Origin of the sequence: Pseudomonas sp. NMS19W, from assembly GCF_051554255.1 — a bacterium.
GTDB classification, from domain to species: Bacteria; Pseudomonadota; Gammaproteobacteria; order Pseudomonadales; family Pseudomonadaceae; genus Aquipseudomonas; species Aquipseudomonas kribbensis.
The window spans coordinates 5,477,645-5,503,431 of record NZ_CP136718.1 but is presented as its reverse complement, the minus strand read 5'-3'; the positions used below and the strand labels follow the sequence as shown (position 1 = coordinate 5,503,431).

The window sequence follows — 25,787 nt, the reverse complement described above, 5'->3', positions numbered from 1 at the left end:
ACTGAACACGCGATGACTCGTTAGAAAGTCATCTGATTAATTTTGCCCGCAAGGGCAGTTTCCATTAGCGATTTCGAGAGACGGATGAACATCACCACCTTTGCCAAACGCCTGTGTCTGCTAGTCCCGCTGCTCCTCTCGCCAGCCGCCTTCGCGGCCGAGATGATGCCGTCGCCACCTCAACTGGCCGCAAAAGCCTACGTGCTCATGGACGCCAGCAGCGGCAACGTGCTGGTGGAGAACAACGGTGACCAGCGTCTGCCACCGGCCAGCCTGACCAAACTGATGACCGCGTACATTGCTACGCTGGAAATCCGTCGTGGCCAGATCGGTGAAAACGATCCGGTGACCGTCAGCGAAAACGCCTGGCGCACCGGCGGTTCGCGGATGTTCATCAAGGTCGGCTCGCAGGTGACCGTCAGCGACCTGCTGCACGGCATCATCATTCAGTCCGGCAACGACGCCAGCGTCGCGGTGGCCGAGCACATCGCCGGCAGCGAAGACGCCTTCGCCGACCTGATGAACAAGACTGTCGCCGATCTGGGCATGACCAATACCCACTTCATGAACCCGACCGGTCTGCCGAACCCTGAACACTACTCGTCGGCTCACGACATGGCGATCCTGGCGCGCGCGATCATCCACGAAGACCCGGCTCACTACGCGATCTACTCGCAGAAAGAGTTCTTCTGGAACGGTATCAAGCAGCCTAACCGCAACCTGCTGCTGTGGCGCGACAAGACCGTCGACGGTCTGAAAACCGGTCACACCGACGAGGCCGGCTACTGCATGGTGTCCTCGGCCGTACGTGACGGCATGCGCCTGATCGCCGTGGTGTTCGGCACCAACAGCGAAGTGGCTCGTGCTGCCGAAACCCAGAAACTGCTGACCTACGGTTTCCGTTTCTTCGAAACCCAGACCTTCTACCAGAAGGGCACCGAACTGGCTCAGGCCCCGGTGTGGAAAGGCACCACCAGTCAAGTCAAGGCCGGCCTGGCTGAAGACCTGACCATGACCCTGCCGAAAGGCCAGCTGAAGAAGCTCGCTGCCAGCATGACCATGAACCCGCAACTGACCGCGCCAATCGCCAAGGGCGACGTGATCGGTAAAGTCGAAGTGAAACTGGACGACAAGGTGGTGCACAGCGCCGACCTGATCGCCCTGGACGCTGTCGAGGAGGGTGGTATCTTCCGCCGCATGTGGGATAGCATCCGTCTATTCTTCTACGGCTTGTTCAACTGATTCGAGTTGACCTGCATGGCCCCGTTCCCTTCCGGAGCGGGGCCTTGTTCGTTACCGGGCTTACGCTTACGAGGCCGTTACGCCATGACCGATACCGAAGTAAAGGCGCCAAAGATCGAATTTCCGCAGGTTGATTATCCGGTTAAGGTGATCAGCGATACGGGCGTCGGCAACAAAGACAAGATCATCGACATCGTCAAGAAACACGCAAAGATCAACGACGAGCGTGTCGACGAGCGTCAAAGCAGCAACGGCAAGTACACCACCATCCAGTTGCACATCGTCGCGACCGACCAGGATCAGCTGTACAACATCAACAGCGAACTGCGGGCGACCGGTTTCGTACACATGGTGTTGTGATGCCGGGCACGCTGGGCTTTCGCGAACTTGGCCAGATGGCTTACGAGCCGGTCTGGCATGCCATGCAACGCTTTACCAACGAACGCGGCAGTGATGCCGCCGACGAGATCTGGCTCGTCGAACACCCGCCGGTGTTCACTCAGGGTCAGGCCGGCAAGGCCGAACATCTGTTGCTGCCGGGAGATATCCCGGTGGTTCAGGTCGACCGCGGCGGGCAGGTGACTTACCATGGCCCCGGCCAACTGGTGGCGTACCTGTTGCTGGATGTACGCAAACTGGGTTTTGGCGTACGCGACCTGGTCACACGCATGGAGCGGTGCCTGATCGAACTGCTGGCCAGCTACGGTGTGACCGCCTTGGCCAAGCCAGATGCTCCCGGCGTCTATGTCGACGGAGCGAAAATCGCTTCTCTGGGTTTGCGGATTCGCCACGGTTGTTCCTTTCATGGCCTGGCCCTGAACGTGGATATGAACCTGGAGCCGTTTCGACGGATTAATCCCTGCGGCTATGCCGGGCTGGCGATGACCCAGCTGAGCGATCACGCAGGATCGATTGAATTTGCCGAGGTAAGTGCCCGGCTGCGCGCGCAGCTCGTCAAACACCTCGACTATGCTGAGCAGACGACCCTGACGGGCGGAATCGACTGATATGACTACTGATGCAGTGCAAACCATGATCCCGACGCTCGACGTGACCGAGCGCCCGGCCCCGCGTCCCAAGGTTGAAGCCGGCGTCAAGCTGCGCGGCGCCGAGAAGGTTGCACGCATCCCGGTAAAGATCATTCCGACCACCGAACTGCCGAAGAAACCCGACTGGATCCGCGTACGCATCCCGGTTTCGCCGGAAGTCGAGCGCATCAAGAGCCTGCTGCGCAAGCACAAGCTGCACAGCGTCTGCGAAGAAGCGTCCTGCCCTAACCTGGGCGAGTGCTTCTCCGGCGGCACCGCGACTTTCATGATCATGGGCGACATCTGCACCCGTCGCTGCCCGTTCTGCGACGTCGGCCACGGTCGTCCGAAGCCACTGGACGTCAACGAGCCGGAAAGCCTGGCCATCGCCATCGCCGACCTGAAACTCAAGTATGTGGTGATCACCTCGGTTGACCGCGACGACCTGCGTGACGGCGGTGCCCAGCACTTTGCCGACTGCATCCGCGAAATCCGCAAACTGTCGCCGAACGTGCAGCTCGAGACCCTGGTCCCGGACTACCGTGGTCGCATGGACATCGCCCTGGAAATCACTGCGGCCGAGCCGCCGGATGTGTTCAACCACAATCTGGAAACCGTACCGCGCCTGTACAAGGCTGCGCGTCCGGGTTCGGACTACCAGTGGTCGCTGACCCTGCTGCAACGCTTCAAGCAGATGATGCCGCACATTCCGACCAAGTCCGGCCTGATGCTGGGTCTGGGCGAGACCGACGACGAAGTCATCGAAGTCATGAAGCGCATGCGCGAACACGACATCGACATGCTGACCCTGGGCCAGTACCTGCAACCGTCCCGCAGCCACTTGCCGGTGCAGCGTTTCGTGCACCCGGACACCTTCGCCTGGTTCGCCGAGGAAGGTTACAAGATGGGCTTCAAGAACGTCGCTTCCGGCCCGTTGGTGCGTTCGTCGTACCATGCCGACGAGCAGGCGAAACTGGTCAAGGCCGAACTGCTCGGTTCCTGATTCAGCGCTGAACGAGAAAATGCCCGCCGGGGTTTACCGCCCGGCGGGCATTTTTTTGCCCGGACTACACTCGTTGTTCACTTTTCCTGCAATCTGCGGCGCAGCCGAATCTCTTCTGTTTGTCGCCGTTCCTGACTACTGTGTGTGCATGACTTCACACAGGGAGATCCATGGATGACCGTTCGACCGACCCATACCCTTTTTCCGCACAAGCCTGTGCCGGCGCTGCCGTCGGAAGGGCTGATAGGCGTCATTGCGCCCGCCGGTCCTGGCGCGCTGGATACCGAAAAGGCTGTTCAATGGATGCGCGCCCGGGGTTACGGTTTGCGGGTATTTCCTGGCGTCTACGAGAAGGATGGCTATCTGGCCGGCAGCGACGAGGTGCGGCTCAACGATCTGCACGCGGCGTTCACTGATCCCGAGGTTGACGCAATCATCTGTCTGCGTGGCGGTTACGGCACGCCGCGCCTGCTGGATCAAATCGACTACGATCTGTTGGCTCGCCATGCCAAGCCGTTCGTCGGCTACAGCGACATCACTGCGCTGCACCTGGCCATCAGTCGCTACGCCGGGTTCGTGACCTTTCACGGGCCACTGTTGAACGCCGACCTGCTGGGGGACAAGGAACCGCCGACGGTGACGTCGTTCTTCGCCATGCTGCGCGGGCAGTTGAAGACCGGCAGTGTATTGAGCCATCCGGTGGCTTATCCACTGACCACGGTTGAGCCCGGCATCGCTCACGGGCGTTTGCTGGGCGGCAATCTGGCGATGATCGCCGCGACTCTGGGCACGCCTTACGAAATCGACGTCGAAGGGGTGATCCTGCTCATCGAGGACGTCAACGAGCCGCTGTATCGGATCGACCGCTTGCTGACCCAGATGCGTCTTGCCGGCAAACTGGCCCGATTGCGCGGCGTGTTGGTCGGGGATATCGCGGGGGTGGATGTCGATGCGCTGAATCGCCTGCTCAAGCAGACCTTCGAGCCGTTGCGGATTCCGGTGTTGTCGGGCTGGCGCAGCGGGCACTGTGATCCGAACCTGACGCTGCCGTTGGGCGCGCTGGTTCGACTGGATGCGGGGAAGAAGGAATTGATGCTGGAGCAGGATGTAGTGATTCGTTAAACGAGCCACAAAAAAGACCGCCGCCTGAAGAGGCGGCGGTTTTGTTTTTACTGGCTACGCAAGCTTTCCAGCAGCTTGTGTGTCGGGTAACCGTCTGCGGGCCAGCCAAAGGACTGCTGCGCACTGCGGATCGCCTTGCGAGTGTTGGCGCCGATGATGCCGTCAGCGGTGCCCGCGTCGTAGTTGCGCGCGGTCAGCAGGTTCTGCAGCTCGATGCGCTCGGTACGGCTCAGCGGCAGATCATCCTTCGGCCAGGTGCCGTTGATCAGGCCGGCGCCGTTGAAGCGCTCGGACAACAGGCTGACGGCCAGGGCATAGGACGACGAGTTGTTGTACTTGAGGATCGCCCGGAAGTTGTCGAGGATCAGGAACGCCGGGCCACGATAGCCCGCCGGCAGCAGCAGGGCAGCCGACAATTGCTCGGAACCGGCAGGGGCCTGGCCTCCGTTGGGCAGGCTCACGCCCAGTTGCCGCCATTCGGCGACACTCTTGCGAATCGCGCCATCTGCCAGTGTGTAGTTGAAACCGCTCGGCAGCTGCACTTCGAAGCCCCAAGGCTGACCGCGTTGCCAGCCGGAGCTTTGCAGGTAATGCGCAGTCGAGGCCAGAGCGTCGGCGGGGCTGCCCCAGATGTCGCGGCGTCCGTCACCGTCGAAATCCACCGCGTGGGTGTTGTAGGTGGTCGGGATGAACTGGGTCTGGCCCATGGCACCGGCCCAGGAACCGAGCATTTTCTCCGGCGTGATGTCGCCTTGCTGCAGGATCTGCAGCGCCGCGATCAGTTGCGCGTGAGCAAAGGCCGGGCGGCGACCTTCATAGGCCAGGGTTGCCAGGGAGTTGATCACCGACTTGGTGCCCTGGAACTGGCCGAAATTGCTTTCCATCCCCCACACCGATACCAGCGCCTGGCGGTCGACGCCATAACGTTGCTCGATGCGTTGCAGGATATCGGCGTACTGGTTGATCAGGGCCTGGCCCTTGCGTACCCGCAGTGGCGACAGCGCGCCGTCGAGGTATTCCCATACCGGGCGTGCGAACTCCGGCTGGCTACGATCGGCGCGGATCACGCTGGCATCGAAGCTCACGTTGGCAAAGGCGCGATCAAACACATCGGGGCGGATACCGGCGGCCAGGGCGTCCTTGCGGAAACCTGCCTGCCATTCGGCGAAAGTCTGGGTCGGTTGCAGATCGAGGTCGTCACCGGACGGCACTACCGGCGGGATGATCGCGGGGGCCGTGGCTACGGGAGCAGTCTGAAGCGGTTGCGCGTCGGCGGCGGTGGGTTTCTCCGCGCAGGCGACAAGCAGTATGAAACTTGTGGCAGCGATCAGTTGGCGAACGGGCCAACGACGGGAAAGACTGAGGGGCATGCACAGGTCCAGGGGATACGAATCAGGTGCAGACCTTAACATGAGGAAGGGGTGCTGCGCTTCAAGCGGCCAGAAAGTAAGAAGCCTCCCAGCTGTCAGACTGGAAGGCTTCGCGGCGGTAGCTGCCTTTACCCTTGGTTGGTCGTTCCTGGCGGCTGCGGAACAGGGGTTGGGCGACGATGGATTTGGCCTTGTTGTGACCATGTTTCGATGGCTTTTTGCTCATGAGGGTTCTCGCGAGTGAGTGGGTTTTGCGCGGCAAATGATCTGCCGATGTCAGGCGTCTGTCTATAGGACTGAAGGCGGGATGTTCTGTAGGAAATGGTCTGTGCAAAAAAAAACGGGATCGCAGTGTGCGATCCCGAATTTCATTCGGCAGGTAACGTCAGACGCTGACCGGCCATCAACAGCGCCAAACGGCTGAGGCTCATCCACGGCGAACCGGCCGCCTGGCCCTTGATCTGCGCATCGATGCGCTGGGCTTCGAGCAACAATTGCGCCCAGCGTTGCGCCGAGTAGCGTTGCAGGGCCTTGCTCATCAGCGGTTTGCGCTTGTCCCAGACCGGCGGTTTCGCCTGACTGAAACACTTGTCCAGCGGAGTGCCCTGGCTGTACTGAAGGGAGATGTTGGCCAGCAGACGCAGTTCCCGAGCCAGGGCCCAGAGGATCACTGGCGGCTCGACACCTTCACCGCGCAGCCCTTCGAGCATGCGCAGTGCGTGAGCCGGCTCGCCGTTGAGGACTGCGTCGGTCAGGCCGAACACGTCAAAGCGCGCACTGTCGGCCACGGCCGCCTGCACGGTTTCGACGGTGATCTGTCCGCCTTCGGCCATCAGCTTGAGCTTCTCGATCTCCTGTGCGGCAGCAAGCAGGTTGCCTTCGACCCGCGCAGCAATCAGTTCGACCGCGTCCTGACTGGCCGATAGGCCGGCCTGAGACAGTCTTTGACGAATCCAGCTCGGCAACTGGTTGGCATCCACCGGCCAGATCTGGATGAACTGTGTCTGCTGGCCCTCGACCAGCGCCTTGCCCCACTTGGTTTTCTGCGCGCTGCCGTCCAGCTTGGGCAGGCTGATCAGCAATACCGTGTCTTCGGCAGGGCGCGAGCAGTATTCGATCAGCGCGGCGGCACCCTTGTCACCGGGCTTGCCGGAGGGCAGGCGCAGTTCCAGCAGGCGCTTTTCAGCGAACAACGACATGCTGGCGCCGGCCAGCAGCAGCGTACCCCAATCGAAATTGGCGTCGGCAGCGAACACCTGGCGTTCGTCGAAACCTTGCTGACGGGCAGCGGAACGAATGGCGTCGGCGGCTTCCTGACACAGCAGCGGATCATCGCCGCTGATGATGTAGACCGGCGCGAGGGCGCCTTGCAGGTGCTTGCCGAGTTGGGCGGGAGCGAGCTTCATAAGAGAGGGCGAACGGGGCGCCTGAGCGCCCCGGACGTCTTACTGCTGCGGCAGTTCGAGCGGCGACTGGCGCGGGGTTTCCGCTTCAGCCTTCTGCGCCGCTTCCAGAGCATCGGCTTCTGCCTTGGCCCGGGCGTTGGCGGTCTGCTGCAGGGCATCCAGCTGGGCCGGCGTCAGTTGTTGCAGGCGCAGCATCATGCGCTGGACCAGTTCGCGGCGTGTCTCGTTGCGAGCATCGTTGGCTTCCTGGTCGGAACCCACCAGGTTGTTGCCGTCGTGGATGAACACTTTCTGCACTTCAAGCTTGTCGCTTTTGAGCAGCAGGTCTTTTTCACCACGGATGTCGTAGTTGAGCACGGTGGTCACCTGGTACTCGCCAGTACGGCCGGCACCGGCGTAGCTGAGGATGCGCTGGTTTTCCTGCTCATCGGCCAGGTACAGCTTGTACGGCGCGCCGGAGACGATCTTGACGCCGCTGGCCTCCAGCAACTGACGCAGTTGCGTCACGGTTTCGCCGTAGGCGTTGCGGGCGCTCAGGTCGAGTTCCTTGATTGCCAGTTCGGTGGTGCCGGTGCCGCGCAGCTGGAAACCGCAGGCGCTCAACAGGACTGCGAGGCCCATCACCAGCAGATTGCGTTTGATCATTGTGTTGCTCCCCTTGAAACCATGTGGGCCGACCCTGCGGCCCGAAAGGTTTTACTGGACGCCAGGCAAAACCCGGCGCCCGATCCAATTAGCTGGCGACGATATTGACCAGTTTCCCGGGCACTACAATCACTTTGCGGATAGTCAGGCCATCGACGAAGCGCAGCACGTTTTCGTTGGCACGAGCAGCGGCTTCGACTTCTTCACGGGTCGCGGCGGCCGGCATTTCGATCTGGCCGCGCAGTTTGCCGTTGACCTGAATGACCAGGGTCAGGCTGTCCTGCACCAGCGCGCTTTCGTCCAGCACCGGCCAGCCGGCGTCGATCACCGGATCGGCGTGGCCCAGGCGATTCCACAGTTCATGGCTGATGTGCGGCGTGATCGGAGCCAGCAGCAGGGTCACGGCCTCCAGGCCTTCGTGGATCAGCGCGCGGTCCTGCTCGGTGGCTTGCGCGGCTTTCTCCAGCACGTTCATCAGCGTCATCACCTGAGCGATGGCGGTGTTGAATTTGTGGTTCTGGCCGACGTCGTGGCTGGCCTGCTTGATCGCCTGGTGGATCGCACGACGAACGACTTTCTGCTCGTCATTCAGGCCGGCGATGTCCAGTTTGCCCGGCAGGCCCTGGGTGACGTGGGCCTGAGCCAGACGCCAGACGCGCTTGAGGAAGCGGTGCGAGCCTTCCACGCCGGAGTCGGACCATTCAGCGCTCATGTCAGGCGGCGAAGCGAACATCATGAACAGGCGGCAGGTGTCAGCGCCGAACTGATCGATCATCGACTGTGGGTCGACGCCGTTGTTCTTCGACTTGGCCATCTTCTCGGTGCCGCCGATTTCCACCGGCAGGCCGTCGGATTTCAGTTTGGCGCTGATGACCTTGGCCTTGCTGTCACGCTCGAGTTCCACGTCCGCCGGGTTGAACCAGGTGTAGGCACCGTTGGCTTCACGACGATAGTAGGTCTCGGCGACCACCATGCCCTGGGTCAGCAGGTTCTTGAACGGTTCGTTGGAGCTCACGAGACCTTCGTCACGCATCAGCTTGTGGAAGAAGCGCGCGTAGAGCAGGTGAAGAATGGCGTGTTCGATACCGCCGATGTACTGATCCACCGGCAACCAGTGGTCGGCCGCGGATTTTTCCACCAGACCGCCTTCGAAGTGCGGCGAGGCGTAACGGGCGTAGTACCAGGACGACTCGACAAAGGTGTCCATGGTGTCGGTTTCACGCTTGGCAGGCTGGCCGCATTTCGGGCAGGTGCACTCGTAGAACTCGGGCATGCGCGCCAGCGGCGAACCGGCGCCGTCCGGCACCACGTCTTCCGGCAGTACGACCGGCAACTGGTCTTCCGGCACCGGCACGTCACCACAGGCATCGCAGTGGATGATCGGGATCGGGCAGCCCCAGTAGCGCTGACGGCTGATGCCCCAGTCGCGCAGGCGGAACTGGGTGCGCGAGGCACCGAGGTTTTTCTTGATCAGGGCGACTTCCATGGCGTCGAAGGCGCCAGCGAAGTCCAGGCCGTCGAACTCGCCGGAATTGATCAGCGTGCCGTGCTCGCCGTAGGCGTCCTGCCATGGCGCCGGATTGTTTTCGCCGGAACTGGTGCGAACCACGGATTTGACCGGCAGGTTGTACTTGTGGGCGAACTCGAAATCGCGCTCGTCGTGAGCCGGCACAGCCATCACTGCGCCGTCGCCGTAGTGCATCAACACGTAGTTGGCGACCCACACCGGCAGTTTTTCACCGGTCAGCGGGTGCTCGACGAACAGGCCGGTCGGCAGGCCTTTTTTCTCTTGAGTGGCGACGTCGGCTTCGGCGACGCTGCCGCCCTTGCATTCGGCGATGAACGCTTGCAGCTCAGGGTTGTTCTTCGCGGCGAGAGCAGCCAGGTGGTGCTCGGCGGCCACGGCAACATAGGTTGCGCCCATCAGGGTGTCCGGACGGGTGGTGAAGACTTTCAGGGTGCCGCTTTCGCCGATCGAATCGACGTTGTAAGGGAACTGCACTTCCATCCCGCGGGACTTGCCGATCCAGTTGCGCTGCATGGTCTTGACCTGTTCCGGCCAGCCAGTCAGTTCGTCGAGACTCTCCAGCAGCTCATCCGCGTAGGCAGTGATCTTGAAGTAGTACATCGGGATTTCGCGCTTTTCGATCAGCGCGCCGGAGCGCCAGCCGCGACCGTCGATCACCTGTTCGTTGGCCAGAACGGTCTGGTCGATCGGATCCCAGTTCACGGTACCGTTCTTGCGGTAGATCACGCCTTTTTCGAACAGGCGGGTGAACAGCCACTGTTCCCAGCGGTAGTAATCCGGCTTGCAGGTGGTGACTTCGCGGGACCAGTCCACCGCGAGGCCCAGGCTGCGCAGCTGGGATTTCATGTAGGCGATGTTTTCGTAGGTCCACTTGGCCGGGGCCACGTTGTTCTTCATCGCGGCGTTTTCCGCCGGCATGCCGAAGGCGTCCCAACCCATCGGTTGCAGGACGTTCTTGCCGAGCATGCGCTGGTAGCGGGAGATCACGTCGCCGATGGTGTAGTTGCGCACGTGCCCCATGTGTAGCTTGCCGCTGGGGTAAGGGAACATCGACAGGCAGTAGTAAGTCTCCTTGCCTGGCTGTTCACTGACTTCAAAGGACTTTTGCTCGTCCCAGAATGACTGGGCGGCGGCTTCGATTTCACGGGGCTGATATTGTTCGTGCATGGCTACTTTTGTACTGGATAGGGGTGGCCTAATCCTCTTCAATGCGACATCCGGAGCGGGCCGGACGGGCTGGAAGTGGAGTTACAGGAAGCGCCGTAGCATACATGACCGCGCTTGGCCTAGGGAAACCCTGATTGCAGCCGTTTGCCCCGTTGAAATCGCGGCGAGGGCCGTTGGTCGCGGCGTGCAGCCGGTTTGTGCAGCGAAGCTAAGCTCTAACTGGGGAGTGAGTCTTATCTTCAATGAGGTGAGGGATGGTGGAGTCACAGCAAAGAAACATAACCAAACCCGAGTTGTACGAGCGGTTGATCGATCGTCTGGGAATGGCCCTGGACGCGGCAAAAACCGCTGGACGGCTGCGCGACGAGCGCCCCCTGGAGCTGGAATTGCGTGGCTTGAGCCCCGCCGAGTTCAATCTGGTCAAGGCTTACCTGGATCGCAGTGAGCGTGAAACCCACGGATACCTGTCACAGGCAGTGAAGCAACTCGATGCAGCCCATTCGGCCAAGGTCATCTGGCTCAAGGACAAGGCACCGGGCAGAGAGACCGTAAAAGTGCGCACTCTGCAGGCCAAGTAAACGCATGGCAGGTCAAAAAGCGGATCTTTTTCAACGGGATCCGACCCTACTGGTTGTCGCGTTGTATCAACCCACTTAGGCTTCGGGCATCTCTGGAGATGCTCGATGCCTTTTCGTTATTTCATTAAACAACTTCTATTGCCGCCCGGCCTTCTCTTGCTGCTGTTGCTCGTCGCCTGGTGGTTGCGACGTTCGCGCCCGCGACTGGCCGGGCTGTGCTTCGTTCTGGGGTTTGGCGGCTTCCTGCTGATGAGCTTGCCGGTGGTCGTGCAATGGGGTGCCAAGGCCCTGGAGCGTGAGCCGCCGCTGCCCCGGGATTCATGGACAAGCCTTGCGCAACGCGCCGATGCGATTGTGGTGCTGGGTTCCGGGCGCGAGCGTGGCGACCTGGCCTGGGGTGAGGATCAACCGACGGGTGTCGGGCTTGAGCGGCAGCGCTACGCGGCGCGTCTGGCCAAGGCCTCGGGGTTGCCGATTCTGACCAGTGGTGGTCTGCATTACGGTACGCCGCCGACCGAGGCGAAACTGATGGCCGATTCGCTGCGTGATGATTTCGGTGTGACGGTGCGCTGGCAGGAAGGGGAGAGCCGCACCACGTGGGAAAACGCTGCCTTCAGCGCCAAGATGCTGCTGCCGGAAGGTGTCAAACGTATCGTGCTGGTGACCCAGGCCTGGCACATGCCGCGTGCGGTGTGGAGTTATCAACAGGCCGGATTCGAAGTGGTGCCGGCACCGGTCGGTTTCCTCGGCACCGACAATGCCCGGCCGTTCGGTGGCTGGCTGCCGGAGTTCAAGTCGATCTGGCAGAGCGGGCAATTGATGAACGAGGCGGTGGGGCAGATCGGTTATTCGTTGTTCTACCGAGCAGGCGACAGCGGAGACTGAGGGCTTTCGCGCAAGGCGCGGAAGCCCTTCAATGGTCAGAGGGTCTTGGACATCCGGTTGGTCATCAGCGCCCAGCCAAACAGCACCACGCACAGGATGATCAACGGCCACGAGCGCCACTGCAGATACGGCGTCAGGTTGTGCATCGGCACCACTTCGCCGTACAGCACGCCTTGTTCGAACTGCGGAATGCGTTCGGTGATCTGCCCGAACGGATTGATCAGGCCAGTCACGCCGTTGTTGGTCGCACGAATCATCCAGCGCCCGGCTTCAAGAGCGCGCATCTGCGCCATCTGCAGGTGTTGCAGCGGGCCGATGGAGGTGCCGAACCAGGTGTCGTTGCTGATGGTCAGCAGCAGATCGCTGTGTGCGGCAAGACTTGCAGCGAACTCCGGGTACACCACTTCGTAGCAGATGAACGGTGCGATCTGATAACCCTTGGCCTGCAACAGCGGCTGATCGGCAGGACCGCGAGCGAAGTCGGACATCGGCAGATCGAAGAACGCGATCAGCCCGCGCAACAGGTCCTGCAACGGTACGTACTCGCCGAACGGCACCAGTTTCTGCTTCAGATACGTGCCGTCGCCTTCGCCAACCACAGTAATACCGTTGAAGAAGCGTTTTTCGTGACGCACCGTCTGGCGGATCGGCACACCCGTGATCAGCGCCGATTTACGCTCGGCGGCGAAGGTGCCCATCATGTTCAGGTAACCCTCGGCGGACTCCTTGAGCACCGGGACGGCGGTTTCCGGCCAGATCAGCAAATCCACCGGTTTCGAGCGGAAACTCAGGTCACGGTACAGCGCCAGTTGCGCGTTGAGCTGCGCCGGGTCCCATTTCATGCTTTGCTCGACGTTGCCTTGGATGGCGGCAACGGTCAGCGGTGCGCCGGACGGGTTGGTCCAGGCATGGCCCTTCAAGGCAATGCCCGCCGCCCATGGCCCGATCAGCAGCACCAGACCGGCGGCGATAAAGCCTTTGCGACCGGTCTGCAACAGGCGCGGTGCGTTGTAGATCAGCGCAGCGGTCAGCGCCAGGACGAACGACACCAGCCACATGCCGCCCACCGGCGCGAGCCCGGCCAGCGGGCCATCCAGCTGGCTGTAACCGGAATACAGCCACGGGAAACCGGTGAGGAACCAGCCACGAAACGCTTCCTGACCAACCCACAACGCCGCAAAGGCCAGGGCATCGGCCAGCGGCGCCTCGTTGCGACGTAGCCAGCGCGCCCAGAGCCAGGCGGGCAGGGCGAAGAACCAGGCAATGGCCGCGGTGAAAATCAGCATCAGGAACCCGGCCAGCAGCACCGAAGCGCCGCCGAAATGGTGGATGCTGTAGTAGATCCAGCTGGTACCGGCGCCGAACAGGCCGAAACCGAAGCACCAGCCACGACCCAGTGCCTGGCGCGGGCTCAGCTCGCGCAGGCCGGCATAGAACAGGCCGACCGCCAGCAGGGCCAGCGGCCAGAGGTCGAACGGCGCGAGAGCGAAGGTGGTGATTGCACCGGCCGCCACGGCCAGCAGGTTACCGGGCCAGCCGGGGCGGGTTGTCCAGCGCATTTCAGTCCTTAAATTTACCGGGCGATTGGCGTGAGTCGCAGCAAATGAATCCGACGGCTGTCGGCGTTCAGGATGCGGAAACGATAAGCGCCGATTTCAGTGATTTCGTTGCGTTTTGGCAAGTGCCCGAACGCGCTCATCACCAGCCCGCCGACGGTATCGAACTCGTCGTCGGAGAATTCGCTGTCGAAGAACTCGTTGAAGTTCTCGATCGGCGTCAGGGCCTTGATCAGGAAATCACCGCTGGGCAGCGGCTTGATATAGCTGTCTTCTTCGACGTCGTGCTCGTCTTCGATGTCGCCGACGATTTGCTCGAGCACGTCTTCGATGGTCACCAGACCCGCCACGCCGCCGTATTCGTCGATGACGATGGCCATGTGGTTGTGGTTGGCGCGGAACTCACGCAGCAACACGTTCAGACGCTTGGACTCCGGCACGAACGTGGCCGGGCGCAGCAGATCCTTGATGTTGAAGCTGTCGCCGTTCTCCTTGAGGATCAGCGGCAGCAGATCCTTGGCCAGCAGCACGCCCATCACGTCGTCATGGCTTTCGCCGATGACCGGATAGCGCGAGTGGGCCGAGTCGACCACGGCAGGGAGGAATTCGCGGGGTGTCTGGGTCGCCTTGATGCTGATCATCTGCGAGCGCGGCACCATGATGTCGCGTACTTGCAGGTCAGCCACCTGGATGGCGCCTTCGACGATGGCCAGCGCTTCGCTGTCCAGCAGTTTGTTCTGATGTGCATCGCGCAGCAGCTCCAGCAGCTCCTGACGGTTCTTCGGCTCGTGGGCAAAAGCCTGGGTCAGTTTACCCAGCCAGGACTTCTGCCCGTTGCTCGATCGATCTTCGCTCATAGCGATTACTCTGAATCCTTTGTTGTAACGATAGGGGATGTTTCGGTTTCGTCGTCCGCGTACGGATCGGGATAACCCAATTCGGCAAGCAACTCGCGTTCCAGTGCTTCCATTTCCTCGGCTTCCTCGTCATCTATATGGTCGTAACCAAGCAGATGCAAGCAGCCGTGAATGACCAGATGTGCCCAGTGGGCCTTTAGTTCCTTGCCCTGTTCGGCCGCTTCGCGCTCAACCACGGCCACGCAGATCACCAGATCGCCCAGCAGCGGGATGTCGAGAAACTCGTCGGGCACTTCGGCGGGAAAGGACAGGACGTTGGTCGCGTAATCCTTGTGGCGCCAGGTGTGATTCAGTTCGCGGCCTTCTTCTTCATCGACCAGACGAATGGTCATTTCCGAGTCAGCGGTGCGCTGACGCAGGGCCAGTTCGCACCACTGGCGGAATTCGGCTTCGGTCGGCGCAGACGCTTCGGTCGCGATTTGCAGGTCAAGCTCAAGCATCGTGGCGAGTGTCCTTTGGCGCTTCATCGGCCAGGCGCGTCTCGAAGCGCTCATAGGCTTCGACGATGCGTTGCACCAATGGATGGCGCACCACGTCTTTGGGCTGGAAGTGAGTGAAGCTGATACCCGGCACATCCTTCAGGACTTCGATGACGTGATGAAGTCCGGATTTGGTGCCGCGCGGCAGGTCGACCTGCGTGATATCGCCGGTGATTACGGCCGTTGAGCCGAAACCGATCCGGGTCAGGAACATCTTCATCTGCTCGACGGTGGTGTTCTGGCTTTCGTCGAGAATGATGAAACTGTTGTTCAGCGTACGACCGCGCATGTAGGCCAGCGGTGCGACTTCGATCACCTGACGTTCGATCAGCTTGGCCACGTATTCGAAGCCGAGCATTTCATAGAGGGCGTCGTAGAGCGGGCGCAGGTACGGGTCGATCTTCTGCGACAGGTCGCCGGGCAGGAAGCCGAGTTTTTCACCCGCTTCGACCGCCGGACGCACCAGCAGGATGCGGCGGATCTGCTCGCGTTCCAGGGCATCAACGGCGCAGGCCACGGCCAGATAGGTCTTGCCGGTACCGGCCGGGCCGATGCCGAAGTTAATGTCGTTGCCGAGGATTTCCTTCACATAACGCAGCTGATTCAAGCCGCGCGGGCGAATCATGCCTTTCTTGGTGCGCAGGGCGACGGAGGCTTCGGCAGGGGCGTGGTTGTCCAGTTGCTCGACGGCCGATTCCTGGAGAAACAGGTGAACCGTATCCGGCGATAGCTCTGAACCCTTGGTTTCCCGGTACAGGCGGCGAATCAGGTTTTCCGCGGAAGTGGTGTGCTTGGGTTCGCCGATCAGCTCGAACTGATTGCCGCGGTTGCGGATCTCGATGGCCAGGCGCTGTTCGATCAGGCGCAGGTGTTCGTCGAACTGCCCGCACAGATTGGCGAAGCGGCGAGCCTCAAAAGGCTCGAGGATGAAACGATGAGGTTCTATGGGTGCGTTCAAGGTCGTATTTAGCCGCCCTGGGGCAATTAGGATGAAATCAAGGATAACGCCAGTGGCGTGGGTGCGAAAGCTCTTAAAAAGCCTGGCACCGATTCAGCCCTCTGGCGCGGTCTCCTTGCGGTGTTACTGGATCAGCGAGCCGCGCAGTGAGTGCGGTTGTGCCGCATCGATGTGCACGTCGGCGAACTGGCCGATCAGGGTCGGATTATCACAGCGGAAGTTGACGATACGATTATTCTCGGTGCGCCCTTGCAGCTCGCCCGGGTCTTTCTTCGAATAGTCGGTCACCAGAATCCGCTGGATCGAACCGACCATTTGTCGGCTGATCTCGAAGCCTTGCTGGTTCAGACGATGCTGCAAGGCGTTCAGGCGTTCTTTCTTCAGTTCTTCCGGGGTGTCGTCGGCCAGATCGGCCGCCGGGGTGCCCGGACGCTGGCTGTAGACGAACGAGTAGGAAAAGTCGAAACCGACGTCGGCAATCAGCTTCATGGTCTGTTCGAAGTCTTTCTCGGTTTCCCCCGGGAAGCCGACGATGAAGTCCGAGCTGATGCAGATGCCCGGTACGGCAGCGCGCAGTTTGCGCAGTTTGGATTTGTACTCCAGCGCCGTGTGGTTGCGTTTCATCGCCGCCAGGATCCGGTCCGAACCCGACTGCACCGGCAAGTGCAGGTGCTTCACCAGTTCCGGCACTTCGGCGTGGGCCTGGATCAGGCTGTCGGAGAATTCCAGCGGATGCGACGTGGTGTAGCGGATGCGGTCGATGCCGTCGACTGCCGCGACCACGCGGATCAGTTCCGCCAGATCTGCCAGGCGCCCGTCATGGGTCTGCCCGCGATAGCCGTTGACGTTCTGTCCCAGCAGGGTCACCTCGCGCACGCCGTTTTCAGCCAGGTGAATGATCTCGGCGATCACGTCGTCGAACGGCCGGCTGACCTCTTCGCCGCGGGTGTAAGGCACCACGCAGAACGTGCAGTACTTGCTGCAGCCTTCCATCACCGACACGTAGGCGCTCGGGCCGTCGATGCGCGGCTCGGGCAGGTGGTCGAATTTTTCGATTTCCGGAAACGAGACGTCCACTTGCGGCAGCTTGCTGATGCGCGCGGCGTCGATCATTTCCGGCAGGCGGTGCAGGGTCTGCGGGCCGAACACCACGTCAACGTACGGGGCGCGATCACGGATCGCCGCGCCTTCCTGGCTGGCCACGCAACCGCCGACGGCGATGACCATCTCCGGGTTGGCCAGTTTCAGTTCGCGCCAGCGGCCGAGCTGGGAATACACCCGGTCCTGGGCGCGTTCGCGGATCGAACAGGTGTTGAGCAGAATCACGTCGGCATCTTCTGCCCGCGCCGTGACTTCCAGGGCCTGGTGTTCGCCCAGCAGATCGACCATGCGCGAGCTGTCGTACTCGTTCATCTGGCAACCGTGGGTTTCGATGTAAAGCTTCTTGGCCATGGAATAGGGTCGTCACGTGGTTCAAAGAACCGCGCATTATAGGGAACATGTCCCCAGGTTCCTACCGTTGCGCGTCCGGTGGCTATGCTATAGTTCGCGCCCTCATTTTTACCCCGATGTGTTGTCCGCCCGCCATGACCAAACGCGAAGCTCCAATCTACAAGGTGATTTTCCTCAACCAGGGCCAGGTGTTCGAAATGTACGCCAAGCAGATCTATCAAAGTGATCTGTGGGGCTTCCTGGAAGTGGAAGAGTTCGTCTTTGGCGAGCGCACCCAGGTGGTCGTCGACCCGAGCGAAGAGAAGCTCAAGGCACAGTTCGAAGGCGTGGTGCGCAGCTTTGTGCCGATGCATTCGATCGTGCGCATCGACGAAGTGGAACGCCTCGGCACGCCGAAAATCAGCGAAGCCCGTGGCGGTGTTGGCAATGTGATGCCGTTTCCGGTACCGATGCCCGAGAAATAAGCGGGGCGGGAAAAGGCGCTACGACAGGAACTACGGCAGGGGCGAGAACGGCGTACGCCCGTCGGCGCTCTGCAGTTCCATCAGGTATTTACGGAAAATTTGCCCGAGCACCTGGGTTGCGGTTTCCAGGTCTTCGCGGGACATCTTTTCAGACACTTCGTCGGCGGTGTCGAGCGCGTCTTCGGCGCCGTTGACCGCGGCCATCTTCAGCACGATGTAGGCCTGAATGTTGTTGGCCTGCACGCCTTCACCGTGGAAGAACATGGTGCCGAGCTTGAATTGCGCCTGGGCGTGGCCTTGCAGCGAGGCCTTTTCGAAATAGCTCAGGGCTTGATTGAGGTCGCGCGGCGCATTCTTGCCGTCGTAGTAGAACTCACCCAACTCGTATTGCGCTTGCGCATCCCCTTCATCCGCTGCCTTTTGGCAGGCGGCGAGGGCCTGCGTGACATCTTGCGGCTGAGTATTGAGGGTGCAGCGACCCATCGCCGGGATCAACAACGAGTTGCCGCCTGCTTGTGCATGTGCGAGCAGCGGCTGAAGGAGCAACAGGCAGCCCAAGGCAAGGGTGCGGCCGGTGCGGTTCATGGGAATCGACTTACCTCTGAAGGGCGCGCGGACCCGTCGAGGGATCCAATAAGCGCGCATTATGAAATAAGCAGGGGCCACCTTACAAAGTCTTTACTCGATTTTCTGCTGTGTGGGGAATATATCACCCGGTTTGCGGGAGATTTTTGGCAGAAGCGTCGGAGAAAACGCTGGAATGTAGGTGAAAGCTGACGCTGGCAATGGCCAACGTCAGCGATCAAGCCATTACTTCAGTTTGGCGAACGCGCGCTCGGCAGCGTCGAGGGTCAGTTTCAGTTCGGCTTCGCCGTGGGCGATCGAGGTGAAACCGGCTTCGAATGCGCTCGGTGCCAGGTACACGCCACCTTCGAGCATCAGGTGGAAGAAGCGACCGAACAGCGCTGCATCACTGGCCATCACGTCTTCAAAGGTAACAATGTCGTCGGCGCCGCTGAAGTACAGACCGAACATGCCGCCAGCCTGGGTGGTCACGAACGGAATGCCCGCTGCGTCAGCGCGTTGTTGCAGGCCGTCGAGCAGGCGAGTGGTGTAGTCGGTCAGCTCGGCGTGGAAACCCGGACGGCTGATCAGACGCAGGGTGGTCAGGCCGGCGGCCATCGCCAGCGGGTTGCCCGACAAGGTGCCCGCCTGATAGACCGGGCCCAGCGGTGCGATGCGCTCCATGATCGAACGCTTGCCGCCGAAGCAGCCGACCGGCATGCCGCCGCCGATGATCTTGCCGAAGGTGGTCAGATCCGGGGTCACGCCGTAGTAAGCCTGGGCGCCGCCGAGGGCGACGCGGAAACCGGTCATCACTTCGTCGAAAATCAGCACCACGCCGTGCTTGTCGCACAGGCTGCGCAGGCCTTCGAGGAAACCCGGCGCCGGCGGCACGCAGTTCATGTTGCCGGCCACCGGCTCGACGATGATGCACGCGACGTCCTGGCCGACTTCGGCGAGCATTTTTTCAACCGCATCGATGTCGTTGAACGGCAGGGTCAGGGTGTGTTTGGCGAACGCAGCCGGTACGCCGGCCGAGCTTGGCACGCCCTGGGTCAGTGCACCGGAACCGGCCTTGACCAGCAGGCTGTCGGAGTGACCGTGGTAGCAGCCTTCGAACTTGATGATGCTGTCGCGGCCGGTGAAGCCACGGGCCAGACGGATCGCGCTCATGGTCGCTTCGGTGCCGGAGCTGACCATGCGCACCATTTCCATCGACGGCACCAGCGAGCAGACCAGATCGGCCATCTCCGTTTCCATCGCGGTCGGCGCGCCGTAGGACAGGCCGTGTTGCAACTGGTTACGCACAGCGTCCAGCACGTCCGGGTGGCTGTGGCCGAGGATCATCGGGCCCCAGGAACCGACGTAATCCACATAACGCTTGTTGTCTTCGTCGGTGACGTAGGCGCCTTCGGCGTGCTTGAAGAACAGCGGCGTGCCGCCGACGCTCTTGAACGCGCGAACCGGCGAGTTCACGCCACCGGGAATGTGTTTCTGGGCGTTGGCAAACAGGGTTTCGGAACGAGACATGATCGGGCTCTCAGACTTTTAGTAATTCGTTGAATGCGCGGGCGCGGCGGGTCACTTCGGCGGTGCTGTCGGCGCCGAACAGGCCATGGACCACGGCCAGCAGATCGACACCGTGGGCCACCAGCGGCGCGGCGTTGTCGAGGGTGATGCCGCCGATCGCGCAGATCGGCAGGTGCAAAGTGCGTTTGGCCTCGTCGAGCAGGTCGAGGCTGCAACTCGGCGCGCCGGGTTTGGTATTGGAATTGAAGAAACGGCCGAAGGCGACGTAGCTCGCGCCTTCTTTGGCGGCCTGTTCGGCCAGTTCGAGTTGCGCGTGGCAGGTCGAACCGATGATCGCTTTCGAGCCGAGCAGGGCGCGGGTCGGCGACAGCGGGCCGTCGGTCTGGCCCAGGTGCACGCCGACGTTCAAGCGTGCGGCCAGTTCGGCGTCGTCGTTGATGATCAACTGGGTCTTGTAGCGTTCGCACAGATCGCGCAAGGCCTCGGCTTCACGCAGGCGCCGGGCTTCGTCGCTGCTCTTGTCGCGGTATTGCAGGAGAGTGACGCCGCCTTCCAGCGCCGCCTCCACGTACGGCAGAAACTTGCCGGCCAGCAATGGACCGTCGGTAATGGCGTACAGGCCACGTAGTTTCATCAGGCAGACCTCACGACGTTACGAGCAGAAATCCAGCGGCAGGCGACGCGGCACGAACTGGCCTTTGCCCAGTTGTTCGGCATCGCGCAGGGTACGCCAGGTGTAATCCAGCGCGGTACGCACGGCGCTGGCCAGGTTTTCGCCCTGTGCCAGTCGACCGGCAAGGGTGCTGGCCAGGGTGCAGCCGGAACCGTGGTAGCTGCCGGGCAGACGCTGGCACTTGAAGGTTTCGCGCAGGCCGTCACGGCTGTACAGGCGATTGTGGATTTCGGTTTCGTCGCCGTGACCGCCGGTGATCAGTAGGTTCTTGATGAACGGCAACAGTTTTTCAGCACACTCGTCCGCGGTGCCTTCTGGCAGTTCGGCGAGGATCCGGCTTCGGGAAGGTTGGGGGTGGCGATGATCGACAGCGGCAGCAGGCGTTCGCGCATGGCGTAGCCGACCTCGTCCTTGCCCAGGCGTCCGCCACCGCCGGCGCGCAGCACCGGGTCGCAGACCACCGGCAAGTGCGGGTGCGCCTGGAGCAGTTCGACAACGGTGTCGACCATTTCCAGGGAACCGAGCATGCCCAGTTTCACTGCCGCGACTTCGGAATCGTTGAGCACGGCATTGGCCTGGGCCAGTACCCACTCACGGTCGAGGACGCGAAAGTCAGTGACGTTGACAGTGTCTTGCACGGTCAGGGCGGTGACGGCCGGAGCCGCATGGCAACCCTGAGCGAGCAGGGCTTCGATATCTGCCTGCAAGCCGGCGCCACCACTGGGGTCGTGGCCGGAGAGACAGAGGACAACGGGGCGTGAGCTGTAGATATTCATGGTGCGCGAGCTTACCACCAAACCTGTTTTTCGGGTGTTGTGGCGCAGCGCTTGGCCGATAACCTCGATAACCGGATCCGCAAGGGTTGTAACAATCTGACCAAGCCAACAGCTCTAGCTCGGTGTTTTGCTCTGAAACGCCCGTTCTAGAGCCTTTGTCAGAAAAATTTCCATGGTGCTCAATGGCCATCAACGGCTATGCTAGAGTGGATCCAAACCAATAACAGGTAATACCGGTTTTACGTCATCTCAAAGGGAATGGGGGGCTTCCTGACACAACCGGACAAGCCACGCTGGGGCTTCAATGCGCTATTTGTTGATGTTGCTGTTCTGTTTGCCCCTCCTGGCAAACGCCGTCGAGTTCGATGAGTTCACCCAGAGCCTCCCCCTGGGTCGATCCCTGCAAGTGTTCGAAGACCCGAGCGGTCAGGCGAGCATTGCCGACGTCCGCGCGCAGGCCGCTGCCGGACAATTCAAAAAACACGATAAAGCCACGCTCAATGCCGGTTACTCGCGCTCGGCGTTCTGGCTGAAGATCGATCTGCATTACCGTCCGAGCAATCCGGCGGCGCAGCGTACCTGGCTGCTGGAGCTGGCCTATCCGCCGCTCGATCACCTCGACCTGTATCTGCCCGATGCCGCCGGCGACTATCGGCTGGTGCGCCAGACCGGGGACGCGTTGCCGTTCGCCAGTCGCGAGATCCGGCAGAACAACTACCTGTTCAACCTCACGTTCAAGCCTGACCAGCAGCAGACCGTCTATTTGCGACTGTCCAGTGAGGGCTCGATCCAGGCCCCGGTGACGTTGTGGTCGAGTACCGCGTACCTCGAAGACCAGCCGGTGCGCCTGTACGTATTGGGCCTGATTTATGGCGTGCTGTTGGGGATGCTGGTCTACAACCTGTTCATCTACCTCAGCGTGCGCGACACCAGTTACCTCTATTACATCTTCTATATCGCGTCGTTCGGCCTATACCAGCTGTCAGTGAATGGCGCGGCGGTCGAGTATTTCTGGCCGGACAACCCGTGGTGGGCCAACGCCGCCACGCCGTTTTTCATTGGTTGCGCGGGGCTGTTCGGCAGCCAGTTCGCCCGCAGCTTTCTGCAGACCAAGAACCACAGCCGCTGGCTCGACCGGCTGTTGATCGCCCTGATCGTGTTCGGTGCGCTGGTGATCGGTCTGTCACTGATGACCAGTTACGCCCTGGCCTTGCGCCTGGCGACAACCCTGGCGCTGACCTTTACCGTGGTGATCTTCGCCGCCGGGATCCTCGCCTGGTGGCGCGGTCTGCGCGTGGCCCGCTACTTCATCATCGCCTGGTCGGCGTTTCTGCTCGGCGGGATCGTCAACACGATGATGGTCCTGGGCTTGCTGCCGAACGTGTTCCTGACCATGTACGCCAGCCAGATCGGCTCGGCCATCGAAGTGGCGCTGCTGTCGCTGGCGCTGGCCGACCGCATTAATGCAATGCGTGAACAACAGGCGCAGACCTTGTTCGATGCCGGCCAGAAACTCGAAGTGCTCAACCAGCAACTGGCCCACAGCAACAAGCTCAAGGACGAGTTCCTCGCGACCCTGACCCACGAGCTGCGCACACCGATGAACGGTGTGATCGGTTCGCTGGAACTGATGCAGACCGTCGAACTCGATCCGGAGCTGGAGCAATACCAGCAGACCGCCGCCGGTTCGGCCCGGGACATGATGCGCATGGTCAACGGGATCCTGACCCTGACCGAATTGCAGGCCGGCAAGCTCAAGGCCACGCCGGGCAGTTTCAGCCTGCGCGCGGTGGTCGAGGCGCTGCGCGTGCAGTTCGACGGCAATGCGTCGAGCAAATCGCTGGACTTCAAGGTCGACGTGCTGCCGACCCTGCCGGACCGCCTGCATGGCGACAGCGCCAAACTCGCGCAATGCCTGGAATGCCTGCTGGATAACGCGATCAAGTTCACCCGCGTCGGCGGTCTCGCTTTGCGGGTTACCGGCAAACCGTCGACGGACAATCGCTTGGCGCTGTCCTTTGCGGTGATCGACACCGGCATCGGCTTTACCGATCTGGGCGAAGCCACGCTGTATCAGCGCTTCTTCCAGCTCGACGGTTCGATGACCCGTGAGTACGGCGGCCTGGGCGTCGGTCTGGCGATCTGCCGACAACTGGTGGAATTGCTCGGCGGCAAACTCACGCACCGTTCCGAGCCGGGGCGCGGCAGCCGTTTCCAGCTGGACGTCGAGTTTGAATTGCCCGCCGTCGAAGCCGCGCCGACGCCTGTTCGCGATGCCATACGCGCACCGCAGGACTGCACCGTGTTGCTGGTGGACGACAACAGCGTCAATCAATTGGTGATGCGCGGGATGTTGCTCAAGCTTGGTTTCCGCGTGCGAACCGCCGACCACGGTGTCGCAGCCATCGAATGCCTGCAGCGCGAACCGTTCGATGCGGTGCTGATTGATTGCCAGTTGCCGCCGCTCGATGGTGCGTCGCTGTGCTGCCAGATCCACGACCTGCCGGGCTGTGCCAACCTGCCGGTGTTCGTGATCGCGCTAGGGGCGGATCGAGAGCATTGCGCCTCCGCCGGCTCGATCGATTACCTGAGCAAACCGGTGAAATTCGAAGACTTGCAGGTCGCGATGCAGCGTCGGGTATTGAGTTGCTGACAGGGTGAAAGCGCCGGCATTTAGGCCGATATGACACTTTGATCGGTCAGGGGGCGGTGCTTAACTGAAGCTCTGGCCGATCAAGGAGCCCCGTCATGAACCTGCATCAGTTCGCCGAAACCCACGAAGTGACCAACCAGCCACCGTCGCTGGACGGCACTAACCTGTACCGCATCGACCTGCCGCTGCAGGAGTGGTCGCGGCGGTTCGGCGCCGGCTGGGCCGAATCGCGGATCGATGCCTACGGCGCATTGGCCGGCGGGCCGCTGATGGAGGCCGGGTTCCTCGCCAACCAGAACAAACCGGTGTTCGCCAGCCATGACCGCTACGGTCATCGCATCGATCTGGTGGAGTTTCACCCGGCGTATCACGAGCTGATGCGCACGGCCATCGAGCATGGCCTGACGTCGTTGCCCTGGGCTCATCCACAGGACGGCGCCCATGTTGCCCGGGCCTCCATGAGCTATCTGCACAGCCAGGCCGAGGCCGGCAGCGGTTGCCCATTGACCATGACTTTCGCCAGTGTCCCCGCGATGCGCTTGCAGCCGGATCTGGCCGAACAGTGGTTGCCGAAAATCCTCGCCACCGAATACGACCCGCGCAATGTCGGCATGGCCCACAAGGCTGGCGTCACCATTGGCATGGCGATGACCGAGAAACAGGGCGGCACCGACGTGCGAGCCAACACCACCAAGGCTTATCCGGTCGGCGCCAGCGGTCCGGGCCAGGCTTATGAGCTGGTAGGCCACAAGTGGTTCTGCTCGGCGCCGATGTGCGATGCGTTCCTCACGCTGGCACAGACCGACAAGGGCCTGACCTGTTTCCTGCTGCCGCGCCATCGCCCGGACGACACGCGCAATCAGTTCTACATCCAGCGTCTGAAAAACAAACTCGGCAACCAGTCCAACGCGTCCAGCGAAGTGGAGTTCCGTGGCGCGCTGGCGTGGATGGTCGGTGAGGAAGGGCGCGGTGTGCCGACCATCATCGAGATGGTGGCGATGACCCGTTTCGATTGCATGGTCGGTTCCAGCTCGCTGATGCGTCAGGCGCTGACCCAGGCCAGCCATCACTGCGCCCACCGCAAGGTCGGCGGCAAACTGCTCAGCGAACAACCGCTGATGCAGAACGTGCTGGCCGATCTGGCGCTGGAAAGCGAAGCCGCGCTGGCGTTGAGCCTGCGCATGGGCAAGGCGCTGGATCATCTGAATGATCGCCATGAAGCGAAGTTCGCCCGGCTGGTGACGGCGGTGGGCAAGTACTGGATCTGCAAACGCGCGCCGGGGATGATCAACGAAGCGGCCGAATGCATGGGCGGCGCGGGGTATGTCGAAGACAGCATCTTGCCGCGGCTGTACCGCGAAGCACCGGTGAACTCGACGTGGGAAGGCTCCGGCAACGTGCAATGCCTGGATGTATTGCGCGCACTGTCGAAGGAGCCGGGCGTGCTCGACGTACTTTTCAACGAACTGGGCGACGGCCATGGCGACAAACGTCTTGCGGCGCATATCCAGCAATTGCAGGCCTCGTTCAAGGACACCAGCGACATTCAATATCGGGCGCGGCAATTGACCGAGGACATTGCTCTGGGGTTGCAAGCGAAGCTGTTGCTGGAGGCCGGGAATTCGACGGTCAGCGATGCGTTTATTGCCAGTCGCCTGAGCGGGGGCGGTCGGGTCTACGGCGCGTTGCCGCGCGGGCTGGATGTCGAAGCCATCGTTGCCCGCTCGACGCCGCAAGGTTTCTGACTTCATGCGAATCGACTGTGGGAGCCGCCAGCCAGGCTCCCGCCGC

General features: G+C 61.6%; 23 protein-coding genes and 1 pseudogene. 10 read left to right on the top strand and 14 right to left on the bottom strand.

Going from position 1 to position 25,787, the window contains the following annotated elements; translation table 11 throughout:
• Window positions 1-84: 84 nt before the first annotated feature.
• The 5 genes from R1A29_RS25230 to R1A29_RS25210 all read left to right on the top strand — a co-directional run bounded on the left by R1A29_RS25230 (window position 85) and on the right by R1A29_RS25210 (window position 4,395).
• The gene (locus R1A29_RS25230; protein ID WP_065259591.1) at window positions 85-1,242 is read left to right on the top strand and encodes a D-alanyl-D-alanine carboxypeptidase family protein; all 1,158 of its coding nucleotides are present in this window, start codon (window positions 85-87) and stop codon (window positions 1,240-1,242) included.
• 84 nt (window positions 1,243-1,326) lie between these two features.
• Entirely contained in the window at window positions 1,327-1,602 is a 276-nt protein-coding gene (locus tag R1A29_RS25225) for a DUF493 domain-containing protein (RefSeq protein ID WP_007958664.1), read from the top strand.
• Window positions 1,602-2,249 (top strand): lipoyl(octanoyl) transferase LipB, encoded by a 648-nt coding sequence (gene lipB / locus R1A29_RS25220; RefSeq protein ID WP_438299879.1) that lies wholly within the window; start codon window positions 1,602-1,604, stop codon window positions 2,247-2,249. Before R1A29_RS25225 ends, lipB begins: the two co-directional genes overlap by 1 nt.
• A 25-nt stretch (window positions 2,250-2,274) precedes the next feature.
• The gene (gene lipA, locus R1A29_RS25215; RefSeq protein ID WP_162803535.1) at window positions 2,275-3,273 is read left to right on the top strand and encodes a lipoyl synthase; all 999 of its coding nucleotides are present in this window, start codon (window positions 2,275-2,277) and stop codon (window positions 3,271-3,273) included.
• Window positions 3,274-3,447: 174 nt separating this feature from the next.
• Window positions 3,448-4,395 carry a S66 peptidase family protein gene (locus R1A29_RS25210; protein WP_438299878.1) on the top strand — a complete coding sequence of 316 codons (948 nt, stop codon included), beginning with the start codon at window positions 3,448-3,450 and terminating at the stop codon, window positions 4,393-4,395.
• Window positions 4,396-4,442: 47 nt separating this feature from the next.
• Here the strand turns inward: R1A29_RS25210 and R1A29_RS25205 are convergent, their stop codons facing one another.
• The 5 genes from R1A29_RS25205 to leuS form a co-directional block, all read right to left on the bottom strand.
• Window positions 4,443-5,765 (bottom strand): lytic murein transglycosylase, encoded by a 1,323-nt coding sequence (locus R1A29_RS25205; protein ID WP_438299877.1) that lies wholly within the window; start codon window positions 5,763-5,765, stop codon window positions 4,443-4,445.
• A 61-nt stretch (window positions 5,766-5,826) separates the two neighbouring features.
• The gene (gene arfA, locus R1A29_RS25200; RefSeq protein WP_007958672.1) at window positions 5,827-5,991 is read right to left on the bottom strand and encodes an alternative ribosome rescue factor ArfA; all 165 of its coding nucleotides are present in this window, start codon (window positions 5,989-5,991) and stop codon (window positions 5,827-5,829) included.
• A 142-nt stretch (window positions 5,992-6,133) separates the two neighbouring features.
• The gene (gene holA / locus R1A29_RS25195) at window positions 6,134-7,171 is read right to left on the bottom strand and encodes a DNA polymerase III subunit delta (protein WP_085712276.1); all 1,038 of its coding nucleotides are present in this window, start codon (window positions 7,169-7,171) and stop codon (window positions 6,134-6,136) included.
• Window positions 7,172-7,210: 39 nt separating this feature from the next.
• Window positions 7,211-7,816, bottom strand: coding sequence for an LPS assembly lipoprotein LptE (lptE, locus tag R1A29_RS25190; protein WP_438299876.1), 606 nt, complete (start codon window positions 7,814-7,816; stop codon window positions 7,211-7,213).
• 88 nt (window positions 7,817-7,904) lie between these two features.
• Window positions 7,905-10,511 carry a leucine--tRNA ligase gene (gene leuS, locus R1A29_RS25185; RefSeq protein WP_438299875.1) on the bottom strand — a complete coding sequence of 869 codons (2,607 nt, stop codon included), beginning with the start codon at window positions 10,509-10,511 and terminating at the stop codon, window positions 7,905-7,907.
• A 254-nt stretch (window positions 10,512-10,765) separates the two neighbouring features.
• Here leuS and R1A29_RS25180 point away from each other — a divergent pair, with 254 nt between their 5' ends.
• Window positions 10,766-11,089, top strand: a complete 324-nt coding sequence (locus R1A29_RS25180) for a hypothetical protein (RefSeq protein WP_085712273.1) — start codon at window positions 10,766-10,768, stop codon at window positions 11,087-11,089.
• A 105-nt stretch (window positions 11,090-11,194) separates the two neighbouring features.
• The gene (locus R1A29_RS25175; protein ID WP_438299874.1) at window positions 11,195-11,974 is read left to right on the top strand and encodes a YdcF family protein; all 780 of its coding nucleotides are present in this window, start codon (window positions 11,195-11,197) and stop codon (window positions 11,972-11,974) included.
• A gap of 35 nt (window positions 11,975-12,009) precedes the next feature.
• Here R1A29_RS25175 and lnt read toward each other — a convergent pair whose 3' ends face one another.
• From lnt to miaB, 5 genes are all read right to left on the bottom strand, one after another.
• Window positions 12,010-13,533, bottom strand: coding sequence for an apolipoprotein N-acyltransferase (gene lnt, locus R1A29_RS25170; protein ID WP_438299873.1), 1,524 nt, complete (start codon window positions 13,531-13,533; stop codon window positions 12,010-12,012).
• A 14-nt stretch (window positions 13,534-13,547) separates the two neighbouring features.
• The gene (locus R1A29_RS25165) at window positions 13,548-14,387 is read right to left on the bottom strand and encodes an HlyC/CorC family transporter (protein WP_007909641.1); all 840 of its coding nucleotides are present in this window, start codon (window positions 14,385-14,387) and stop codon (window positions 13,548-13,550) included.
• A 5-nt stretch (window positions 14,388-14,392) separates the two neighbouring features.
• Window positions 14,393-14,887, bottom strand: coding sequence for an rRNA maturation RNase YbeY (gene ybeY, locus R1A29_RS25160; RefSeq protein WP_085712270.1), 495 nt, complete (start codon window positions 14,885-14,887; stop codon window positions 14,393-14,395).
• Complete coding sequence (locus tag R1A29_RS25155; protein WP_011336084.1) at window positions 14,880-15,884, bottom strand: PhoH family protein; 1,005 nt, start codon at window positions 15,882-15,884, stop codon at window positions 14,880-14,882. Before R1A29_RS25155 ends, ybeY begins: the two co-directional genes overlap by 8 nt.
• Before the next feature lie 123 nt (window positions 15,885-16,007).
• Entirely contained in the window at window positions 16,008-17,336 is a 1,329-nt protein-coding gene (miaB, locus tag R1A29_RS25150) for a tRNA (N6-isopentenyl adenosine(37)-C2)-methylthiotransferase MiaB (RefSeq protein ID WP_438299872.1), read from the bottom strand.
• A 134-nt stretch (window positions 17,337-17,470) separates the two neighbouring features.
• Here miaB and R1A29_RS25145 point away from each other — a divergent pair, with 134 nt between their 5' ends.
• Window positions 17,471-17,800, top strand: a complete 330-nt coding sequence (locus R1A29_RS25145; protein WP_007958692.1) for a DUF1820 family protein — start codon at window positions 17,471-17,473, stop codon at window positions 17,798-17,800.
• 30 nt (window positions 17,801-17,830) lie between these two features.
• Here R1A29_RS25145 and R1A29_RS25140 read toward each other — a convergent pair whose 3' ends face one another.
• The 4 genes and pseudogenes from R1A29_RS25140 to R1A29_RS25125 form a co-directional block, all read right to left on the bottom strand.
• Window positions 17,831-18,385 (bottom strand): tetratricopeptide repeat protein, encoded by a 555-nt coding sequence (locus tag R1A29_RS25140; protein ID WP_003228518.1) that lies wholly within the window; start codon window positions 18,383-18,385, stop codon window positions 17,831-17,833.
• A 225-nt stretch (window positions 18,386-18,610) separates the two neighbouring features.
• Window positions 18,611-19,894 (bottom strand): glutamate-1-semialdehyde 2,1-aminomutase, encoded by a 1,284-nt coding sequence (hemL, locus tag R1A29_RS25135; protein ID WP_085712269.1) that lies wholly within the window; start codon window positions 19,892-19,894, stop codon window positions 18,611-18,613.
• 10 nt (window positions 19,895-19,904) lie between these two features.
• The gene (gene thiE, locus R1A29_RS25130; protein ID WP_085712268.1) at window positions 19,905-20,528 is read right to left on the bottom strand and encodes a thiamine phosphate synthase; all 624 of its coding nucleotides are present in this window, start codon (window positions 20,526-20,528) and stop codon (window positions 19,905-19,907) included.
• Between the two features lie 18 nt (window positions 20,529-20,546).
• A pseudogene (locus R1A29_RS25125) lies at window positions 20,547-21,343 on the bottom strand (hydroxymethylpyrimidine/phosphomethylpyrimidine kinase).
• Window positions 21,344-21,647: 304 nt separating this feature from the next.
• Between R1A29_RS25125 and R1A29_RS25120 the strand changes: the two are divergent.
• The gene (locus R1A29_RS25120; protein WP_438299871.1) at window positions 21,648-23,996 is read left to right on the top strand and encodes a 7TM diverse intracellular signaling domain-containing protein; all 2,349 of its coding nucleotides are present in this window, start codon (window positions 21,648-21,650) and stop codon (window positions 23,994-23,996) included.
• A 95-nt stretch (window positions 23,997-24,091) separates the two neighbouring features.
• The gene (locus tag R1A29_RS25115; RefSeq protein WP_438299870.1) at window positions 24,092-25,741 is read left to right on the top strand and encodes an acyl-CoA dehydrogenase family protein; all 1,650 of its coding nucleotides are present in this window, start codon (window positions 24,092-24,094) and stop codon (window positions 25,739-25,741) included.
• The last annotated feature ends 46 nt before the right edge of the window (window positions 25,742-25,787 follow it).

Coding starts and splice junctions, on each gene's coding strand:
- miaB (WP_438299872.1), bottom strand. CDS start 17,336: ATGGCCAAGAAGCTTTACATCGAAACCCACGGTTGCCAGATGAACGAG.
- leuS (WP_438299875.1), bottom strand. CDS start 10,511: ATGCACGAACAATATCAGCCCCGTGAAATCGAAGCCGCCGCCCAGTCA.
- R1A29_RS25140 (WP_003228518.1), bottom strand. CDS start 18,385: ATGAACCGCACCGGCCGCACCCTTGCCTTGGGCTGCCTGTTGCTCCTT.
- lnt (WP_438299873.1), bottom strand. CDS start 13,533: ATGCGCTGGACAACCCGCCCCGGCTGGCCCGGTAACCTGCTGGCCGTG.
- R1A29_RS25225 (WP_007958664.1), top strand. CDS start 1,327: ATGACCGATACCGAAGTAAAGGCGCCAAAGATCGAATTTCCGCAGGTT.
- R1A29_RS25165 (WP_007909641.1), bottom strand. CDS start 14,387: ATGAGCGAAGATCGATCGAGCAACGGGCAGAAGTCCTGGCTGGGTAAA.
- R1A29_RS25205 (WP_438299877.1), bottom strand. CDS start 5,765: ATGCCCCTCAGTCTTTCCCGTCGTTGGCCCGTTCGCCAACTGATCGCT.
- R1A29_RS25145 (WP_007958692.1), top strand. CDS start 17,471: ATGACCAAACGCGAAGCTCCAATCTACAAGGTGATTTTCCTCAACCAG.
- R1A29_RS25210 (WP_438299878.1), top strand. CDS start 3,448: ATGACCGTTCGACCGACCCATACCCTTTTTCCGCACAAGCCTGTGCCG.
- R1A29_RS25180 (WP_085712273.1), top strand. CDS start 10,766: ATGGTGGAGTCACAGCAAAGAAACATAACCAAACCCGAGTTGTACGAG.
- holA (WP_085712276.1), bottom strand. CDS start 7,171: ATGAAGCTCGCTCCCGCCCAACTCGGCAAGCACCTGCAAGGCGCCCTC.
- R1A29_RS25115 (WP_438299870.1), top strand. CDS start 24,092: ATGAACCTGCATCAGTTCGCCGAAACCCACGAAGTGACCAACCAGCCA.
- arfA (WP_007958672.1), bottom strand. CDS start 5,991: ATGAGCAAAAAGCCATCGAAACATGGTCACAACAAGGCCAAATCCATC.
- R1A29_RS25230 (WP_065259591.1), top strand. CDS start 85: ATGAACATCACCACCTTTGCCAAACGCCTGTGTCTGCTAGTCCCGCTG.
- lptE (WP_438299876.1), bottom strand. CDS start 7,816: ATGATCAAACGCAATCTGCTGGTGATGGGCCTCGCAGTCCTGTTGAGC.
- R1A29_RS25175 (WP_438299874.1), top strand. CDS start 11,195: ATGCCTTTTCGTTATTTCATTAAACAACTTCTATTGCCGCCCGGCCTT.
- R1A29_RS25120 (WP_438299871.1), top strand. CDS start 21,648: ATGCGCTATTTGTTGATGTTGCTGTTCTGTTTGCCCCTCCTGGCAAAC.
- hemL (WP_085712269.1), bottom strand. CDS start 19,894: ATGTCTCGTTCCGAAACCCTGTTTGCCAACGCCCAGAAACACATTCCC.
- lipA (WP_162803535.1), top strand. CDS start 2,275: ATGATCCCGACGCTCGACGTGACCGAGCGCCCGGCCCCGCGTCCCAAG.
- lipB (WP_438299879.1), top strand. CDS start 1,602: ATGCCGGGCACGCTGGGCTTTCGCGAACTTGGCCAGATGGCTTACGAG.
- thiE (WP_085712268.1), bottom strand. CDS start 20,528: ATGAAACTACGTGGCCTGTACGCCATTACCGACGGTCCATTGCTGGCC.
- ybeY (WP_085712270.1), bottom strand. CDS start 14,887: ATGCTTGAGCTTGACCTGCAAATCGCGACCGAAGCGTCTGCGCCGACC.